Origin of the sequence: Dietzia sp. IN118, from assembly GCF_032905965.1 — a bacterium.
Taxonomy (GTDB): domain Bacteria; phylum Actinomycetota; class Actinomycetes; order Mycobacteriales; family Mycobacteriaceae; genus Dietzia; species Dietzia kunjamensis.
This window is the reverse complement of sequence record NZ_JAUMSR010000001.1, coordinates 2,762,686-2,778,265: the sequence shown is the minus strand read 5'-3', so window position 1 is coordinate 2,778,265 and position 15,580 is coordinate 2,762,686. Positions and strand designations below refer to the sequence as shown.

Sequence of the window (15,580 nt, the reverse complement as noted above, 5' to 3'; positions counted from 1 at the left end):
AATGACGACGCCTGACCACATACCCGCCGCCGATGCCCGGTCGCTCCCCACGGGGCGGGTCTTCGATGCCGAGCGCGCCGAGGCCGCGGTCCGCGAGCTGTTGATCGCCGTGGGCGAGGACCCGGAGCGCGAGGGGCTGCAGGACACACCCGCGCGGGTGGCCAGGGCCTACCGCGAGGTCTTCTCCGGGCTGTACACAGACCCGTCGGAGGTGCTGTCCAGGACCTTCGACGAGGACCACCGCGAGCTCGTGTTGGTGCGGGACATCCCCATCTACTCGACCTGCGAACACCACCTGGTGCCCTTCCACGGCGTCGCCCACATCGGCTACATCCCGGGACAGTCCGGGGCGGTCACCGGTCTGAGCAAGCTCGCCAGACTGGTGGATCTCTACGCCAAGCGGCCCCAGGTCCAGGAACGGCTCACCAGTCAGGTCGCCGACGCGCTGGTCGACAGGCTCGCGCCCTCGGGCGTGCTCGTGGTGATCGAGTGCGAGCACCTGTGCATGTCGATGCGGGGGATCCGGAAGGCGGGGGCGGTCACCACCACCTCGGCCGTCCGCGGCAACATGCGGACCAACGCTTCCACCAGGGCGGAGGCGCTCGGCCTCCTGCGCGGGACGTGAGCGCGCCCGGTCTGCTGCCCCGCCCGGACCGGTGCGCGGTGATGGGCGTCCTCAACGTCACGGCCGATTCCTTCTCCGACGGTGGGCGCCACCTCGCGCATCACGATGCCGTCGCGCACGCCCGACGCATGGTCTCCGACGGCGCCGACCTCATCGACATCGGTGGGGAGTCCACCCGGCCCGGCGCCCTCCGCGTCGAGGAGTCGGACGAGGAGCAGCGGGTCGTCCCGCTGGTTCGTGCGGTGTCCGGCCTCGCGCCGGTCTCGGTTGACACGATGCGCGCCGGGGTGGCGTCGCGTGCCCTCGAGGAGGGCGCCGCGATCGTCAACGACGTCTCGGGCGGGCTCGCCGACCCCGACATGTTGAGGGTCGTGGCCGAGCACCGAGCGTCCGTCATCCTCATGCACTGGGTGTCTCCGGACGAGTACCGCGCCGGCGCGGGAGGCCGATCCGACTACGGCGGGGACGTCGTGGGTGCGGTGCGCGACCACCTGGCCCGCCGCGCCGACGCCGCGATCGCCGCGGGGGTCGACGCCGCCGGCATCGTGCTCGACCCGGGCCTCGGCTTCGCCAAGGACGCCGACGACAACTGGGCGCTGCTGCACGGGCTGGACCGACTGATCGAGCTGGGGTTCCCGGTACTCGTCGCCGCGTCCCGCAAACGGTTCCTCGGGTCGCTGCTGCCCGGATCGGACGCCCGACCGCGCGAGGTGGCGGGCCGCGATCCGGCGACGGCCGCGATCACGTCGCTCTCCGCCGCCGCCGGCGCGTGGGCGGTCCGGGTCCATGACGTGGGCCCCAGTGCGGACGCGGTGAGGGTGGCCGCCGCGTGGGCGGCCGGACGGGCGGGGGTGAACTGATGGCGGATCGCAGCGAACTCGACCGGATCGAACTGCGGGGCCTGAAGGTGCGCGGCACGCACGGGGTCTTCGAGCACGAGAAGCGGGACGGCCAGGACTTCCTGGTCGACCTCGTCCTGTGGACCGACTTCACGGCCGCCGCCGCGTCCGACGACCTGGCCGACACCGTCGACTACGGGGCGCTGGCCCTGTTCGCCCGTGATGTGGTGGCCGGACCATCGCTCGACCTCATCGAGACCGTCGCCTCGAGGATCGCCGACGGGATCATGGAGATGGCCCCTGGTGCGGACGCGGTGGAGGTGACCCTGCACAAGCCCCAGGCGCCGATCCCGGCGGAGTTCGCCGACGTCGCCGTCGTGGCCCACCGCTCGCGCGCGGGCGGGAGCGCCGCGGGGGGAGCGCGGTGAGCTGCCGGGCGGTGCTGTCGATCGGCGGCAACCAGGGGGACGCTCTCTCGCTGCTGCGGGGGGTCGTCGACGCCGCGGCCGCGGACGGCATCCTGCGCGCGGTCTCGTCGGTGTACGCCACCCCGCCGTGGGGCGGCGTCGAGCAGGACGACTTCCTCAACGCCGTCCTCGTCGTCGACCATCCCGGTTCCCCGACCGACGTCCTCGAGTGGGGTTTCGCCCGCGAGAGGGCCGCAGGCCGGACCCGCGAGGTGCGCTGGGGTCCGCGCACCCTCGACGTGGACGTGGTGACCGCCGAGCTGGGCGGTGAGCCGGTGGCGTCCGACGACCCGAGGCTCACGCTGCCGCACCCCCGCGCGGCCGAGCGGGCCTTCGTGATGGTCCCGTGGCTGGAGATCGACCCGGCCGCCCGGCTGGACGGGGTGCCGGTCCGGGAGTGTCTCGACGCGCTCGATCCCGGGGACGTCGCCGCGGTGCGCCGGCTGCCCGATCCGTTGGCGCCCCGCGGCCCGGGGGGAGTGACATGACGCGTGTCGCGAAGTCCACCCTCGTCCTGGTGGCGCTCGTCGCGGCGGTGGCCGCCTACGTTCTCACCGGGTCCTACCTCGGCGCTGTGACCCCGATCGGCTTCGGCTGGGTGACCCTCGTGGCGATCGCGGTGGTCGACGTGCTGCTGTCCCTGCGGATCCGCGCCGCGATCTCCGACGGCGGCGTCGGGCAGGACCGCAGCCAGATGCACCCGCTCACCATCGCCCGCAGCGCCGCTCTCGGACAGGCCTCCGCCGTGCTCGGCGCAGCGGGCGCCGGGGCAGGGGCCGGGCTGACGCTGTACTTCCTGTCACGGCTCGGCGACCTCGCGGTGGCGGGCGCGGAGCTGCCCGCATCAGTCGCTGTCCTGGTGTCCGGCGCGGTGTTGGTGGCGGCGGGACTCTTCCTCGAATCGGCGTGTGAGACGCCCCCCGACGACGACGAGAACGGCGGCCTCGCCGACCCCGCCTGAGGGGCCCGAGCCGGACCGGTCCTCTCATGCCCGCCCCCGTTACTGCAGACACGCGCTGGTTACCCGTGTGACCCGTGATTCTCCGCGTATCATGCGGGGCATGAGTTCCGACGGCGCGATGGACAAGCCCCGGTCAGCTCGCCCCGGGCGAGGCGACGATCGTGGACTGGCGAACATCGCCCTGGGGGTGCTGCTCCTCCTGGCGATCATCGCCACGGTCGTGATGGTTTTCTCCGACAACCCGGTCTGGATGCGCATCGGGACACTCTCCGCACTGTGGGCCGCGTTCATCGGCGCGTTCCTCGTCGCCCGGTACCGGCGGCAGGCCGCCACCGAGGCCGCCCGGGTCCGCGACCTGCACACCGTCTACGAACTGCAGCTCGAGAGGGAGATCTCCGCCCGCCGGGAGCACGAGCTCGTCGTGGAGCGGGACCTGCGGGCCTCGGTGCGCGCCGAGACCAGTGACTCGATCGTCGCACTGAGGCAAGAGATCGCGGCGCTGCGCGAGCAGCTCGGCGCACTGGGCGTCAGTCTCCCCGAGGACCGCTTCGCGGTCGGTGGGCTCGGTCCCGCCGGGCAGCTGGGTGCGGGATCGTCGCTGCCGTCCGTCCCGTCCGAGCGGGTGGCGCCCCGTCGGCGTGCCCCGGGATCGGACTCCGGCCCGGTCGCGGGTCCCCGTTCCGCTTCCGGCGCGACGCGGTCCCCCGCATCATCGGCCTCCGGCGTCGGTCCGGACGTCACCCCGAGCACCGAGCGCACCGAGCGACTGACCCCGGTCTCCGATCGGGAGTCCCGGTCCGACACGCCGGCGGGGGACCCCCGTCGCCCGGCGGTGCGCCCCACGTCCGGCGCGCGCGATGCGCGTTCCGCTGCCGGCAGCAGCGCCGGCAGCAGCTCCGGCTTCGGCTCCGGCGCCACCTCGCGACCGCAGGCACGGCCCGAGCCCGCCAGCTCGCCCGAGCCCGCGCGTACGCCCGCGAATACGAGCACGAGCACGAGCTCCCGGCCCGCGGCGTCGGCCGTCGAGGGCGCCACGTCGGACAAGACCGCCGCGTCGGGATCCCCGGTGGCGTCCGGGGGCGCGGCCGCGTCCGGCTCCTCGGAGAAGGCAGGCAAGCACGAGTCGTCCCCCTCCGAGAAGGCCGGCACACACGAGTCGCCCGCCACGGCCGGCGAGACGGCCACGCAGCCGCGGTCGCAGTCGACGCAGGCCCCGGCCACCGAGTCGGCTTCGCCGAGTCGCCACGGCGAGGGCTCGGGTCTGTCGGTGGCAGAACTCATGGCGCGGCTGGGGGAGGGGTCCGAATCCACATCGGGCCGCCGCCGCCGTCGCGCGGAGGACTGAGCCGCGCCGACGGTGGCGCCGCCCCTCGCATCGGTTGTGTGAAGTACGACACTTGATGCTGCTCGTGGCCGCAGCCGCGACTACTCTCGCCTGCGAGATGTCCGGGACCCACCATCAGTGAGTGGGCCTGGAACGGATCGAGCACTGGAGCACCCTGAGATGTCCGACCACGGCGTCACCGGAACACCCCCTGCCCGCCTGTCCATCGGCCTCGTGTCCGCGGGTCGCGTGGGCACCGCTGTGGGCGCCGCGCTCGAGCGGCGGGGACACGTCGTCTCCGCCCTCGTCGCACGCTCGTCGCAGTCGCGGGACCTCGCTGCCCGCCGCCTCCCCGAGGCCCGCATCACCGATCCCGCCGGCGCGGCGGCGGCGGGCGAACTCCTCATCCTCGCGGTGCCGGACTCGGCCCTGCCCGGGGTCGTGGCCGAGCTCGCCGACGTGAACGCCTTCCGTCCGGGCCACATCGTCGTCCACGTGGCCGGCGCAGTGGGCGCGGAAGTCCTGCGCCCCGCCGCCGACGCCGGTGCCGTGGTCGTCGCCGCGCACCCGGCCATGACCTTCACCGGGGGAGCGGCCGATATCGACCGCATGGAGGGGTGCTCGTGGGCGCTCACCTCCCCGGACGAGATCGGACTGGTCGTCGGCCAGATGCTGGTCATGGAGACCGGTGGCCTGCCCGTCACCGTCGCCGAATCCCATCGGGCCCTCTACCACGCGGCCCTCGCGCACGGCGCCAACCACCTCGTCACCCTCGTCAACGACGCCGCCGAGGCGCTCGCCGCGTCGTTCGCCGTCCTGCCCGGGGGCGGAGTCGAGGGCGATCCCGACGGCATGCTCGGGCAGGACGCGGAGGCGCTCGCGCGCCGCACCCTGGAGCCGCTCCTGCGGGCCGCCCTCGACAACGTCCTGGCCTCCGGGGACTCGGCCCTGACCGGTCCGGTGATGCGCGGTGACGCCGTCACGGTCTCCCGCCACCTCGATGCCCTCGAGGACGTCGACGGGGGAATCGCCGCCGGCTACCGGGCGCTCGCGTTGCGCACCGCCGACCGCGTCGGGGCCGGAGCCGACGTGACCGACCTCTTGGCCCCCGACCTCACGGAGCAGCTTCGATGACCCCCGCCACCTTCGCGGTCCGGACCGCGGTCCCCGGTCGCCCGAACACCGGATACAACCGGGGTGAGCTGACCATCCACCACGACCCGTCCTCGCTGCGCGCGGTCACCGAGTCGCTGCGCAAGGTCGGCAAGCAGATCACGTTCGTCCCCACCATGGGCGCCCTCCACGAGGGGCATCTCGCGCTGGTCGAGGCGGCCCGCCGCACGCCGGGGTCGGTCGTGGTGGTGTCGATCTTCGTCAACCCGCTGCAGTTCGGGCCCGGCGAGGACCTCGATGCCTACCCACGCACCCTCGACGAGGACGTGGCCCGGCTCGCCGACGCCGGCGTGGAACTCGTCTTCGCGCCCAGCGCGGCCACAATGTACCCGGACGGCCCCCGCACGACGGTGCAGCCCGGCCCGACCGGTGAGATCCTCGACGGGGCCGCGCGACCCGGCCACTTCGCCGGGATGCTCACCGTGGTGAACAAGTTGTTCAACATCGTCTCCCCCCACCAGGCGTTCTTCGGGGAGAAGGACTACCAGCAGTTGGTGCTCATCCGCCAGATGGTGGCGGACCTGGACATGGACGTGCGTGTGGTCGGCGTCCCGACCATCCGGGAGTCGGACGGGCTGGCGATGAGCTCCCGCAACCGCTACCTGTCCGCCGAGGAGCGGGAACTGGCCACCGTCCTCAACGCCGCCCTCGTGGCGGGGACGTTCGCCGCGAAGGGCGGGCGCCGGGCCGTCGTCGACGCCGCCCGCGCGGTCCTGGACGAGCGGCCGCAGATCACGATCGACTACCTCGAGCTGCGCGCCGGGGACCTCGGGGAACCGCCGGAGGAGGGTCCCGGCAGGCTCCTCGTCGCGGCCCGCATCGGGACCACCAGACTCATCGACAACGTCGGCGTGGCGATCGGCACCGGCTTCGTCGCCGCCGCCGAGGCCACCGTCGCCGCCCAACAGGCCGAGATGGCCCGAGACCTCGAGGAAGGCCAGTAGATGCAGCGCACCATGCTCCACTCCAAGATCCACCGTGCCACCGTCACCCAGGCTGACCTGCACTACGTCGGCTCCTGCACGATCGACGCCGACCTCATGGATGCCGCCGACCTGCTCGAGGGCCAGCAGATCGACATCGTCGACATCGACAACGGCGCCCGCCTGACCACCTACGCCATCACCGGCGAGCGCGGCTCCGGCGTGATCAGCATCAACGGCGCCGCCGCCCACCTCGTGCACCCCGGCGACCTGGTCATCATCATCGCCTACGCCCAGATGTCCGACGCCGAGGCGCGGGCCTACTCCCCCCGCGTGGTGTTCGTCGACGGCGACAACCGCATGCTCACCGAGGGCACCGACCCCGCGGACGTGCCCGAGGGTTCGGGTCTGAAGAACCCCCGCGTGCCGGAGCCCGCCGCCGTCTAGGCAGCGCGGACAGAAGATGCTGCTCACCGTCGACGTCGGCAACACCCACATCCGGCTCGGCATCTTCCCCCCGGGCGGCGGGCCGCTCGTGCGCACCTGGAGTATGCGCACGTCACCGGCGGTGACCTCGGACGAACTCGCCCTGACCATCCGCGGCCTGCTGGGGGACTGCGCGCAGCAGCTCACCGGAATCTCCGCGATGTCCGTGGTCCCGTCTGTCACCGGGGAACTGCGCCGGATGGCCGCCGACTACTGGCCGGGACTTCCGGCCGTCGTCGTCGCGCCCGGGGTGAAGACCGGGGTGCCGCTCAAGGTCGACAACCCGCGGGAGGTGGGCTCGGACCGCGTGGTCAACGCGTTGGCCGCCCACACGCTGTTCGAGGGGCCCGTCGTCGTCGTCGACGTCGACACGGCGACCACCGTCGACGCCGTCTCCGCCCGCGGCGAGCTGCTCGGTGGGGCGATCGCGCCCGGCATCGACATCTCCGTCGACGCCCTCGCCGAGCGCGCCGCCGCCCTGCGCAAGATCGAGGTCGTGCGGCCGAAGGGAGCCCTGGGCAAGAACACCGTCGCGGCACTTCAGGCCGGCATCGTGATCGGGTTCGCCGGCCAGATCGACGCACTCGTGGACCGGCTGCGCACCGACGTCCCCGAGCTCGCCGACGCCTCCGTCGTCCTCACGGGGCTGCGCGCGGACGTCGTGGCGGAGGAATCCCGGACCATCACCGACGTCGAGCCCGAACTGGCGCTGGAGGGTCTGCGGTTGGTGTTCGAGCGCAATTCCTGAGCTGAGCAGCTCGCCGAGGTTCTCCCTCACACGCAGGGGCTCCCGCGCATGGACTCCCGCTCGCGCCCCTGTCCGCCGGAAACGCAGCCGCCCGCAGCGATGGCGTCTGGCCTGCACCGCGGGGCGCGCGAGACGCCGTCGAGAGAGGCGACTGTCGGGGGCGAGCAGGCGGACGAGCGGATGCCGGGGCCGTGGCTCAGGCCCGCCCGGCCGCCGGACGCGGGAGGGTGGCCGGGCCCGGGGCTCCGGGCTCAGGCCGCCGAGCGGTAGCTGGTCATGGAGACCGAACCCCAGGCGTAGCCCCTGGTGAACGCGTCGAGCGTCTCGCTGGAGCCCGCCGCCATTCCCGCCGTGTACAGCAGCGGCAGGAAGTGGTCCGCCGTGGGCACGGCCAGCCGGGCGTCCGGGTGCTCGGTCAGCGCGAGGGCGTCCTCGGGGCGCGTGGTGAGCAGTTCCCGTGCGTGGTCGTCGAACCGGTGGGCCCAGTCGGTGCCCGCGTCGCCGAGCGACGGGTCCACCGCCGCGAGGTTGTGCACCACGTTGCCGCTGGCCAGCACGAGGACGCCCGAATCCCGCAGGGCGGCCAGCCGGGTGCCCAGGTCGAAGTGGTAACCCGCCGGCTTGGACGCGTCCACCGACAACTGCGCCACCGGCACGTCGGCGTCGGGGAACACGTGCGTGAGGACGGACCACGTCCCGTGGTCGAGGCCCCAGGAGTCCTGGTCGGCGCCGACCCAGGTGGGCTTGACGGCCTCGGCCACCTCGGCCGCGAGCTCCGGGGCGCCCGCGGCGGGGTACTCGAACTCGTTGAGCTCGCGGGGGAAGCCGTAGAAGTCGTGGATGGTGCGCGGCGCCGACATCGCGGTGACCGCCGTGGCGCCTACGTACCAGTGCGCCGACACGGCCAGTACGGCCCGCGGCCGCTCGGGCAGGGATGCGCCGAGGGCGGCCCACTGGCGGGTCCACTCGTTCTCCTCGAGGGCGTTGAGGGGAACGCCGTGGCCGATGAAGACGGCGGGTTGACGGGCGGTCGAGGGGGGCGAGGCGGTCATGGTTCTCCTTCTCTCACATACATGATGCATCAACTACCCGGCCGGGCGCCAGTGTCGACCGCCACGCCGGCCCCGTGCGCCGGCCCCGTGCGCCCACCCCGTGCGCCGGCCCCGCGCGCGCGGGCGGCCCTTGCGGTAGATAGACCGGTCTGTCTACTATGGCCGCATGACAACGCGACGAATGCCCCCAGCCGGTCCGGTGGCCTCCGCGCGCGTCCAGCACAGGTGTCCCCGACCGGCAGGCCCCCGCCACGCCCCAGCCGCCTTCACCTCTTCCGGGAGCACCGGCATGACCACCAGCTTCAGCACCACCTCCGCCACTGCGGGAACCCCCGCCACGGCGACGTCGTCCAGCACGGGCGTCTCGACCACCCTCGCCGCCGGCGACTACCCCGCGGCGGTCCGTGCGGGCGCCCTCGTCGTCGACATCCGGTCCCGGGCCCAGCGTGAGCGCCAGGGGGTGCTCGCGGGCGCCGTCGCCGTGGAGGCCCGGCCCGTCGTCGATCTGCTCGACCCCCGATCGGCCGCGCCGCTCTCCGCCGTCACCGACGGCAGGGCGGTCGTCCTCGTCAGCGACGACGGCCTCGACGCCGAACTGTTCGCCCTGGAGCTCCATTCGCGTGGCGTCCGCGGTGTCCGCGCGGTGGACGGCGGCCACGACGCACTCCGGGCCGCCCGGGCGCTGGCCCTGCTCTCCGGGGCCGACCACCTGCTGCGGGAGCGCTCGGCCATTTCGGCACACTGAGCTTGGTCGACCGGGGGCGTCGGCACGCCGGCGCCGGTACGGTCGCACCATGACGGACATCTCCGCAGACCTGCTGGCCGAGATCCTCGACGAGGTCCGGGAGGACGTCTCCGGCGACGTCGTCCCCCACCTCGGCGACTACGAGCACCCCCACCCCGACGCCCTCGCGCTGGCGGTCTGCGACCTGGACGGCCACGTCGTCTCGGCCGGCGATGACGAGACGCTCTTCGACCTGCAGTCCGCCTCCAAACCGTTCGTCTACGCGCTCGCGCTGGACCAGAAGGGCGTCGACGTGGTCGCGAAGCGGATCGGGGTGGAACCCTCCGGGGACCCGTTCAACGAGATCTCCCTCGAGGCCGGCACCGGCCGCGCCCCCAACGCCCTCGTCAACGCCGGCGCGCTGGCCGCGCACGCGCTGGTGGGGGAGGAGGACGACGACGAGGACACCCGTTTCGAACAGATCCGCGTGATGTTCTCCCGCCTCGTGGGCCGGGAGGTCGAGGTCGACCAGCAGATCATCGACATCGAGTCCCGGAGCGCCCACCGGAACCAGGCGCTCGCGCATCTGCTGGCGGAGGAGGGCACCCTGGCCGACGACCCCCACCAGGTGGTGTCCGGGTACGGCCGGCAGTGCGCGATCCGGGTGGACACCCGCGAGCTGGCGCACATGGCCGCGATGTTCGCGGGCGGCGGGCGGCTGCCGGGTGACGGCGAGCAGGTCCTGGGTCGACGGGCGGTGCGCTACGCCAACAGTGTGATGTTCACGTGCGGCATGTACGACGCGGCCGGGGACTGGGTCTACCAGGTGGGTCTGCCCGCCAAGAGCGGCGTCTCGGGGTGCCTGTTCGCGGTGGTGCCCGGCCGGCTCGGGGTGGCCGCGTACTCGCCCCGGTTGGACGAGCACGGCAACAGTGTGCGCGCCGCCGCCGCGATCGAGGCGCTGTCCGACCGACTGGAGCTGCACGTCCTCGACATGGCCTGAGGCCGACGGGTCGCAGCCCACGGGTTCGGTCCCCGGGCCGGTCACGACTATCCTCGACAGTCGTGACCGATTCGACTCCCGCCGCGCCCGGGGCCGCCACCGGTGAGCCCGCCGACGACACCCCTGAGCAGCTGCGCATCCGCCGCGACAAGCGGCAGCGCATCCTCGACTCCGGGGCGCAGGCCTACCCGGTGGAGGTCCCCCGTACCCACGGGCTCGCCGAGATCACCTCGGACCCCCGCTTCCTCGCGCTGGAGCCGGGTGAGGAGACCGACGCCCGAGTCTCGGTGGCGGGCCGGGTCCTGTTCATCCGCAACACGGGCAAGCTGTGCTTCGTGCGCCTGCAGGACGGTCTCGACCCGTCGGCGGACCTGTCCGCCCCGGCGGCGGAGGGGGAGGTGGGACCGCTCACCCCGCAGCTGCAGGTGATGCTCTCGCTGGCAGCCGTCGGCCAGGAGCGTCTCGACGCGTGGAAGCAGGACGTCGACCTCGGTGACCATGTCTCGGTGACCGGCCGGGTGGTCCGGTCCAAGCGCGGTGAGCTGTCCGTCATGGCCGATTCCTGGGTGCTGGCGGCCAAGTCGCTGCGCCCGCTGCCGGTGGCGCACAAGGAGCTGAGCGAGGACACCCGCGTCCGCCAGCGCTACACCGACCTGATCATGCGGGACGCCGCCCGCCGCAATGCCATCACCCGCATCAAGGTGGTCCGCGCCCTGCGTGACGCCCTGGAGAAGCGCGGCTTCCTCGAGGTGGAGACGCCGATGCTGCAGACGCTGCACGGCGGCGCGGCGGCACGGCCGTTCATCACGCATTCCAACGCGCTCGATCTGGACCTCTACCTGCGCATCGCCCCCGAGCTGTTCCTCAAGCGGTGCGTGGTGGGCGGGATCGAGCGGGTCTTCGAGATCAACCGCAACTTCCGCAACGAGGGCGTGGACTCCTCGCACAGTCCCGAGTTCGCGATGCTCGAGACCTATCAGGCCTACGGCGACTACGACACCTCGGCCACGATGATCCGCGAGGTCATCCAGGAGGTCGCGCACGCGGTGTTCGGCTCCACGACGGTCACGCTCGCCGACGGCACCGAGTACGACCTCGGCGGGCAGTGGCGCGAGATGCGGATGTACCCGTCCCTCAACGAGGCGCTGCGCGCCAAGCACCCCGGGGTGGTGGGGGACGACGACGAGGACCCCGTCACGGTCGACTCGACGGTCGACGAGCTCACCGAACTGGCGGGGAAGGTCGGTCTCGAGGTCCCCAGTGGCCAGGGGTGGCTGCACGGCAAGCTCGTCGAGGAGCTCTGGGAGCACCTGTGCGGCGATCAGCTCGACGGACCGGTCTTCGTGCGGGACTTCCCCGTGGAGACCTCGCCGTTGACCCGCGATCACCGCACCGACCGCGGGGTCACGGAGAAGTGGGACCTGTACGTCCGCGGATTCGAGCTGGCGACCGGCTACTCGGAGCTCGTCGATCCCGTCATCCAGCGTCAGCGCTTCGAGGACCAGGCACGGCTCGCGGCGGCGGGTGACGACGAGGCGATGGTGCTCGACGAGGAGTTCCTCGCCGCGATGGAGCAGGGCATGCCGCCGACCACCGGGCTCGGGATGGGGATCGACCGACTGCTCATGGCGTTGACCGGCCTGGGCATCCGCGAGACCATCCTGTTCCCGATGGTCAAGCCGCTGCCGCGCGACTGACGGCGGCGGCCGGGTGGGGCTGCGGCCCGGCCGGCGCTCGGGTCGCCGGTCAAGGCGCCCCCGCGCCGGCCGCCCGCCGGCCCCACGCGGACTCGACCATGTCGCGCAGCGCGCGGACGTCGATCCGGTCGAGCCTGGTCACGTAGAGGCAGCCCTTTCCGCTCTTGTGGGGGCCGAGTCGGGCCAGTTGCTCCTCCTCGTCCGGCCCGCCCAGGAGCCCGTAGAGGGATGTCGCCGACGACCTCGGGCTGAAGCCCACCACGAAGGTGTCGCCCTCCCGGCCGCTGTCGTAGACGGAGTGGCTGTGTCCGTATCCGACGATCGAACCGGCCCACATCGAGGCCGGCTCCCCGGTGATCTCGTCGAACATCGCGAGCAGTCGCAGGCCGTCGTCGACGCGCCGAGCGGTGGGAAGGCCCTCGATCCATTGCCTCGGCGGCGCCCCGGTGGGTAGTAGCGCGGTGTTGTCGTTGCGGCCGGTGGCCGCGGGCCGGGACACGGGGGCGGAGAAGGCGAGCCCGGCGGCGGTCAGCGCCTCGCGCAGGACGCCGAGCTGGGACGGTCCCACCCCGTGGAGCGCGAGGACGTCTTTCTCCGGGGTGCCGTCGAGGTGCCGCAGGTCGGTGATTCCCGCGGTGGCCAGGGCGCGCGTCGCCGGGGCCGAGAGCCGTGGCAGCGGCAGCGGGGGACCTGTCATGCCCACGACGCTAGACCGACACGCACGGCCGGGCCAGGCTCAGGTGCACAACGATCGCCCCGCCCCGTGGTCAGAATGCGACGATCTCGTCTCCGACCCTCAGTTGCTCGAAGAAGTGTGCGGCCGCCTGCTGGCCCAGGTGGACGCACCCGTGGGACGGTTCGTCCAGCCGACCCTGGTGGAATGCCATGCCGTCCACGGTGAAGTAGGTCGAGTACGGCATCGGGGAGTCGAAGACCCGGCTGTGGTCGTGGCGCACGTGCCGCAGGATCCGGTGCGCGCCCCGCGCGGTCTCGTAGCCGGGCATGCCGGTGGTCACGGGGACGGGACCGTAGGTGATCTCCCCGTCGTCGACCATCCAGGCCCGCTTGCCGTCGACGTCGACGCACGCCCGGGCGGTCGGTGGGCACCGGGATGGCGCGGGTTCGCCGACGGTGTCCGGGGCGCCGGGACCGTTCCCGAGCAGGGTCTGACGCGTCAGTTCGTCCACCTCTCCGGCCTCGACGGGGCCGCCGGCCAGCACGTCGCGGGCGACGAGGTCCACGTCGGTCAGGTGGGCCGGCCGCCCCTGTTCCTCCAGGACCCGGTGGGCGACCGAGCGGACCATCTGCTCGTCGACGGCCACCGGCTGCGGGGGCGCATCGGTCACGATCCGGGTGTCCGTCTCCGTGACACCGGCGGCGTCGGCGGGCGGGGTGGCCGAGGGCGACACCCCGGACGCGGTCCCGGCGGCGGAGGCGCCGAGCAGCGCGGCGGCGCCGAGTGCCAGCAGGCGAACCCGGCCGGTGGTACTACTCCGAGAGGCCATGCCGCGACCCTATCCATTCCCCGCCCGCGGGTCAGCCGGCCCGCGAACTCCCGGGCCCCGCTCGGCACCCTCCCGCCGCGGGTCCGTCCGTGGGGACGAGACCGGAACGTGATTGCGAGTCGCACGTCCGGGCGATCCGGGTGGGCGATAATCCGGGGATGGACACACTCTTATCGCGCGCGGGAGCGGTGGTGGCCGCCGCGCTGATCGCCGTCGGAGGGGCGGCCCCGGTGGCGTCCGCGCAGTTACCGGTCGGCCTCCCGGCAGAGGTGCAGCAGGTGGTGGACCAGGCACAGGCGGGCTCGGCGCAGGCGGAGGAGCAGGTGCGGACCTCGGTGGGCGGCTCGCTCGCCGCCGCCGGCATCGCCCCGCCACCCGGCCTCGCCCCGTCCCAGGCCCGCTCACCGCAGCCCGCCCCGCCTCCGCCTCCGGACCCGACCCCGCAGAGCCCGTGCCCGCGTACCGCGGCTGCGTGTGTGGACCTGGACGGGAACCGGGCGTGGCTGCAGTCCGGGGAGCGTCTGAGCTACGGGCCGGTGCGGATGTCCCACGGCATGGCCGGTTGGGAGACCCCCAGGGGGACCTATCAGGTCACGCGAAAGGTGCGGCACGAGGTGAGCCGGTTGTTCGACAACGCGCCCATGCCCTACGCGGTGTACTTCGTCGGGGGGATCGCGTTCCACGAGGGCGACCCCACGGTCGAGTCGCACGGCTGCATCCGCCTGGACCAGCCCGCGGCCGCCACCTTCTTCGATCGGCTGCAGGTCGGCGACACGGTGGTGGTCTTCTAGATCACCCGTACTAGATCACCCGCGCGTCCATCGTCCGGTGGCCCGAACCGGGGTCGGGGTGGACGTACTCGGCGGTGAAGGCGGCCCACGCCGACACCGCCGCCACCGTGACGAAGCCCAGGGCCGCCACGTAGGGCCCGAAGGTGACCGACGCGTCCGCCGGCAGGCCGGACAGCATGGGTTCCGCCTCCCCCGTGGAGGCGATGAGGATCCACACGAACGCGAGGTGTCCGACCAGGGCGCCCGCCGCCACCACCGCGGCGGCCAGTGCGAACGCGCCCAGTCGCGTCACCGCGGTCGCCGCCACCAACAGGAGCATTCCCACCAGGCCCAGGTAGAGCACGGGTGCCACGCTGCGGACGTCGATGAGGTCGGTGATCCCCAGCGCGGTGATCTGCTCGCCCCGCCCGGTGCTCAACCAGGGCAGGTAGAGGCTGAGCAGGGCGACGGCCAGGCCTCCGACCTCCACCAGTGCGCAGAGTCGACTCCGTCCGCGGGATATGACCTTGGTCCGGGTGGGGGTCCTCGTGGGGAGGGGGATCCGGTGGGGTGGGGGAGGTGTGTACGCGGCCATGAGGATCGCCTTTCGGCGACGCCGGGCCGCCTGTGTGGTCCTGACCTGATGATATGCCCGAACCGTCAGTGCATCCACCCGATGCGGCGGGCCCGCGTCGGCCGGTGTCGCTCAGTCGCGGAGGTGTCGCCCCGCCTCGACGTCCGGGAAGAGGTAGTCGGCGGCGCGGGCCGCCCATACGGACCCGGCGAACACGAGGACGAACCCCAGCGCGGCCACGTAGGGGCCGAACGTCACGGATGCGTCGGACGGCAGCCCCGCCAGGATCGGGTCCGCGCTGCCGGTGGAGGAGCCGAGCGTCCACACGAATGCGAGGTGGGCGGCGAGCACGGCCAGCGCCACGATCGCGCTCGCGTAGGCGAAGGCGCCGAGTCGGGTCACCGTGGTCACCGCCACCAGGAAGGACATCAGGACCAGCCCGAGGAAGAGGACCGGAGCGACGCCGCGGACGTCGATGATCTCGGTGATGCCGATCGCCGTGATCTGTCCGCCCCCGTCGGTGGAGAGCCACGGGAGGTAGAGGCTGAGCAGTGCCGCTCCGAGGCCCGCCACCGCGATGAGGGCACCGATCCGGTTCCGCACGTGCGGGATGAGCCCGTCGCGGGAGGGGGACGTCTCGGAGCGGTCCTCGCGGTGGGGCGCGCGAGGCGTGTACGCGGTCATGTCGATCACCCTTCCGGCACGAATG

The 15,580-nt window shown here is 73.0% G+C and carries 19 protein-coding genes; 14 read left to right on the top strand and 5 right to left on the bottom strand.

Going from position 1 to position 15,580, the window contains the following annotated elements; translation table 11 throughout:
* Window position 1 precedes the first annotated feature (1 nt).
* The 10 genes from folE to Q2K20_RS13290 all read left to right on the top strand — a co-directional run bounded on the left by folE (window position 2) and on the right by Q2K20_RS13290 (window position 7,546).
* Window positions 2-625: a GTP cyclohydrolase I FolE gene (gene folE / locus Q2K20_RS13335; protein ID WP_069389722.1), complete on the top strand. Its 624-nt coding sequence runs from the start codon at window positions 2-4 to the stop codon at window positions 623-625.
* 41 nt (window positions 626-666) lie between these two features.
* A complete protein-coding gene (gene folP / locus Q2K20_RS13330; RefSeq protein WP_163375706.1) occupies window positions 667-1,485 on the top strand; it encodes a dihydropteroate synthase in 819 nt (272 codons plus the stop codon).
* A complete protein-coding gene (gene folB / locus Q2K20_RS13325) occupies window positions 1,485-1,892 on the top strand; it encodes a dihydroneopterin aldolase (protein WP_069389588.1) in 408 nt (135 codons plus the stop codon). Before folP ends, folB begins: the two co-directional genes overlap by 1 nt.
* Window positions 1,889-2,419, top strand: coding sequence for a 2-amino-4-hydroxy-6-hydroxymethyldihydropteridine diphosphokinase (folK, locus tag Q2K20_RS13320; protein WP_069389587.1), 531 nt, complete (start codon window positions 1,889-1,891; stop codon window positions 2,417-2,419). The genes folB and folK overlap by 4 nt, the downstream gene beginning before the upstream one ends.
* The gene (locus Q2K20_RS13315; protein ID WP_069389586.1) at window positions 2,416-2,892 is read left to right on the top strand and encodes a DUF3180 domain-containing protein; all 477 of its coding nucleotides are present in this window, start codon (window positions 2,416-2,418) and stop codon (window positions 2,890-2,892) included. The genes folK and Q2K20_RS13315 overlap by 4 nt, the downstream gene beginning before the upstream one ends.
* Before the next feature lie 100 nt (window positions 2,893-2,992).
* Complete coding sequence (locus Q2K20_RS13310; protein ID WP_181694357.1) at window positions 2,993-4,237, top strand: DUF6779 domain-containing protein; 1,245 nt, start codon at window positions 2,993-2,995, stop codon at window positions 4,235-4,237.
* A 159-nt stretch (window positions 4,238-4,396) separates the two neighbouring features.
* Window positions 4,397-5,350: a Rossmann-like and DUF2520 domain-containing protein gene (locus Q2K20_RS13305; protein WP_069388834.1), complete on the top strand. Its 954-nt coding sequence runs from the start codon at window positions 4,397-4,399 to the stop codon at window positions 5,348-5,350.
* Window positions 5,347-6,333, top strand: a complete 987-nt coding sequence (gene panC / locus Q2K20_RS13300) for a pantoate--beta-alanine ligase (protein WP_069388835.1) — start codon at window positions 5,347-5,349, stop codon at window positions 6,331-6,333. Before Q2K20_RS13305 ends, panC begins: the two co-directional genes overlap by 4 nt.
* On the top strand, window positions 6,334-6,759 hold the full coding sequence (gene panD, locus Q2K20_RS13295; protein ID WP_067711586.1) for an aspartate 1-decarboxylase: 426 nt from the start codon (window positions 6,334-6,336) through the stop codon (window positions 6,757-6,759).
* 16 nt (window positions 6,760-6,775) lie between these two features.
* A complete protein-coding gene (locus Q2K20_RS13290) occupies window positions 6,776-7,546 on the top strand; it encodes a type III pantothenate kinase (protein ID WP_067711588.1) in 771 nt (256 codons plus the stop codon).
* 251 nt (window positions 7,547-7,797) lie between these two features.
* Here Q2K20_RS13290 and ygiD read toward each other — a convergent pair whose 3' ends face one another.
* Entirely contained in the window at window positions 7,798-8,598 is an 801-nt protein-coding gene (gene ygiD / locus Q2K20_RS13285) for a 4,5-DOPA dioxygenase extradiol (RefSeq protein WP_069388836.1), read from the bottom strand.
* A 289-nt stretch (window positions 8,599-8,887) separates the two neighbouring features.
* On the opposite strand from ygiD, the gene Q2K20_RS13280 reads away from it, so the two are divergent.
* From Q2K20_RS13280 to lysS, 3 genes are all read left to right on the top strand, one after another.
* Window positions 8,888-9,343: a rhodanese-like domain-containing protein gene (locus tag Q2K20_RS13280; protein ID WP_120284672.1), complete on the top strand. Its 456-nt coding sequence runs from the start codon at window positions 8,888-8,890 to the stop codon at window positions 9,341-9,343.
* A gap of 49 nt (window positions 9,344-9,392) precedes the next feature.
* Entirely contained in the window at window positions 9,393-10,325 is a 933-nt protein-coding gene (gene glsA, locus Q2K20_RS13275; protein WP_069388838.1) for a glutaminase A, read from the top strand.
* 62 nt (window positions 10,326-10,387) lie between these two features.
* The gene (gene lysS, locus Q2K20_RS13270; RefSeq protein WP_069388839.1) at window positions 10,388-12,022 is read left to right on the top strand and encodes a lysine--tRNA ligase; all 1,635 of its coding nucleotides are present in this window, start codon (window positions 10,388-10,390) and stop codon (window positions 12,020-12,022) included.
* A gap of 49 nt (window positions 12,023-12,071) precedes the next feature.
* On the opposite strand, the gene Q2K20_RS13265 is transcribed toward lysS, so the two are convergent.
* Together Q2K20_RS13265 and Q2K20_RS13260 are read right to left on the bottom strand one after the other, a co-directional pair.
* Window positions 12,072-12,719: a hypothetical protein gene (locus Q2K20_RS13265; protein WP_069389742.1), complete on the bottom strand. Its 648-nt coding sequence runs from the start codon at window positions 12,717-12,719 to the stop codon at window positions 12,072-12,074.
* A gap of 70 nt (window positions 12,720-12,789) precedes the next feature.
* Window positions 12,790-13,527: a L,D-transpeptidase gene (locus Q2K20_RS13260; RefSeq protein ID WP_096906101.1), complete on the bottom strand. Its 738-nt coding sequence runs from the start codon at window positions 13,525-13,527 to the stop codon at window positions 12,790-12,792.
* A gap of 158 nt (window positions 13,528-13,685) precedes the next feature.
* Here Q2K20_RS13260 and Q2K20_RS13255 point away from each other — a divergent pair, with 158 nt between their 5' ends.
* Complete coding sequence (locus Q2K20_RS13255; protein WP_143337705.1) at window positions 13,686-14,318, top strand: L,D-transpeptidase; 633 nt, start codon at window positions 13,686-13,688, stop codon at window positions 14,316-14,318.
* Between the two features lie 10 nt (window positions 14,319-14,328).
* On the opposite strand, the gene Q2K20_RS13250 is transcribed toward Q2K20_RS13255, so the two are convergent.
* Window positions 14,329-14,787 carry a hypothetical protein gene (locus Q2K20_RS13250; protein ID WP_240341235.1) on the bottom strand — a complete coding sequence of 153 codons (459 nt, stop codon included), beginning with the start codon at window positions 14,785-14,787 and terminating at the stop codon, window positions 14,329-14,331.
* Window positions 14,788-15,003: 216 nt separating this feature from the next.
* Window positions 15,004-15,555 (bottom strand): hypothetical protein, encoded by a 552-nt coding sequence (locus Q2K20_RS13245; protein ID WP_069389613.1) that lies wholly within the window; start codon window positions 15,553-15,555, stop codon window positions 15,004-15,006.
* Window positions 15,556-15,580 lie beyond the last annotated feature (25 nt).

What these genes read in the sequence shown, in the direction of transcription:
- Q2K20_RS13255 (WP_143337705.1), top strand. Translation starts at nt 13,686, where the DNA reads ATGGACACACTCTTATCGCGCGCGGGAGCGGTGGTGGCCGCCGCGCTG.
- Q2K20_RS13310 (WP_181694357.1), top strand. Translation starts at nt 2,993, where the DNA reads ATGAGTTCCGACGGCGCGATGGACAAGCCCCGGTCAGCTCGCCCCGGG.
- Q2K20_RS13315 (WP_069389586.1), top strand. Translation starts at nt 2,416, where the DNA reads ATGACGCGTGTCGCGAAGTCCACCCTCGTCCTGGTGGCGCTCGTCGCG.
- panC (WP_069388835.1), top strand. Translation starts at nt 5,347, where the DNA reads ATGACCCCCGCCACCTTCGCGGTCCGGACCGCGGTCCCCGGTCGCCCG.
- Q2K20_RS13305 (WP_069388834.1), top strand. Translation starts at nt 4,397, where the DNA reads ATGTCCGACCACGGCGTCACCGGAACACCCCCTGCCCGCCTGTCCATC.
- Q2K20_RS13280 (WP_120284672.1), top strand. Translation starts at nt 8,888, where the DNA reads ATGACCACCAGCTTCAGCACCACCTCCGCCACTGCGGGAACCCCCGCC.
- panD (WP_067711586.1), top strand. Translation starts at nt 6,334, where the DNA reads ATGCAGCGCACCATGCTCCACTCCAAGATCCACCGTGCCACCGTCACC.
- Q2K20_RS13290 (WP_067711588.1), top strand. Translation starts at nt 6,776, where the DNA reads ATGCTGCTCACCGTCGACGTCGGCAACACCCACATCCGGCTCGGCATC.
- ygiD (WP_069388836.1), bottom strand. Translation starts at nt 8,598, where the DNA reads ATGACCGCCTCGCCCCCCTCGACCGCCCGTCAACCCGCCGTCTTCATC.
- folE (WP_069389722.1), top strand. Translation starts at nt 2, where the DNA reads ATGACGACGCCTGACCACATACCCGCCGCCGATGCCCGGTCGCTCCCC.
- Q2K20_RS13265 (WP_069389742.1), bottom strand. Translation starts at nt 12,719, where the DNA reads ATGACAGGTCCCCCGCTGCCGCTGCCACGGCTCTCGGCCCCGGCGACG.
- Q2K20_RS13245 (WP_069389613.1), bottom strand. Translation starts at nt 15,555, where the DNA reads ATGACCGCGTACACGCCTCGCGCGCCCCACCGCGAGGACCGCTCCGAG.
- folB (WP_069389588.1), top strand. Translation starts at nt 1,485, where the DNA reads ATGGCGGATCGCAGCGAACTCGACCGGATCGAACTGCGGGGCCTGAAG.
- Q2K20_RS13260 (WP_096906101.1), bottom strand. Translation starts at nt 13,527, where the DNA reads ATGGCCTCTCGGAGTAGTACCACCGGCCGGGTTCGCCTGCTGGCACTC.
- glsA (WP_069388838.1), top strand. Translation starts at nt 9,393, where the DNA reads ATGACGGACATCTCCGCAGACCTGCTGGCCGAGATCCTCGACGAGGTC.
- folP (WP_163375706.1), top strand. Translation starts at nt 667, where the DNA reads ATGGGCGTCCTCAACGTCACGGCCGATTCCTTCTCCGACGGTGGGCGC.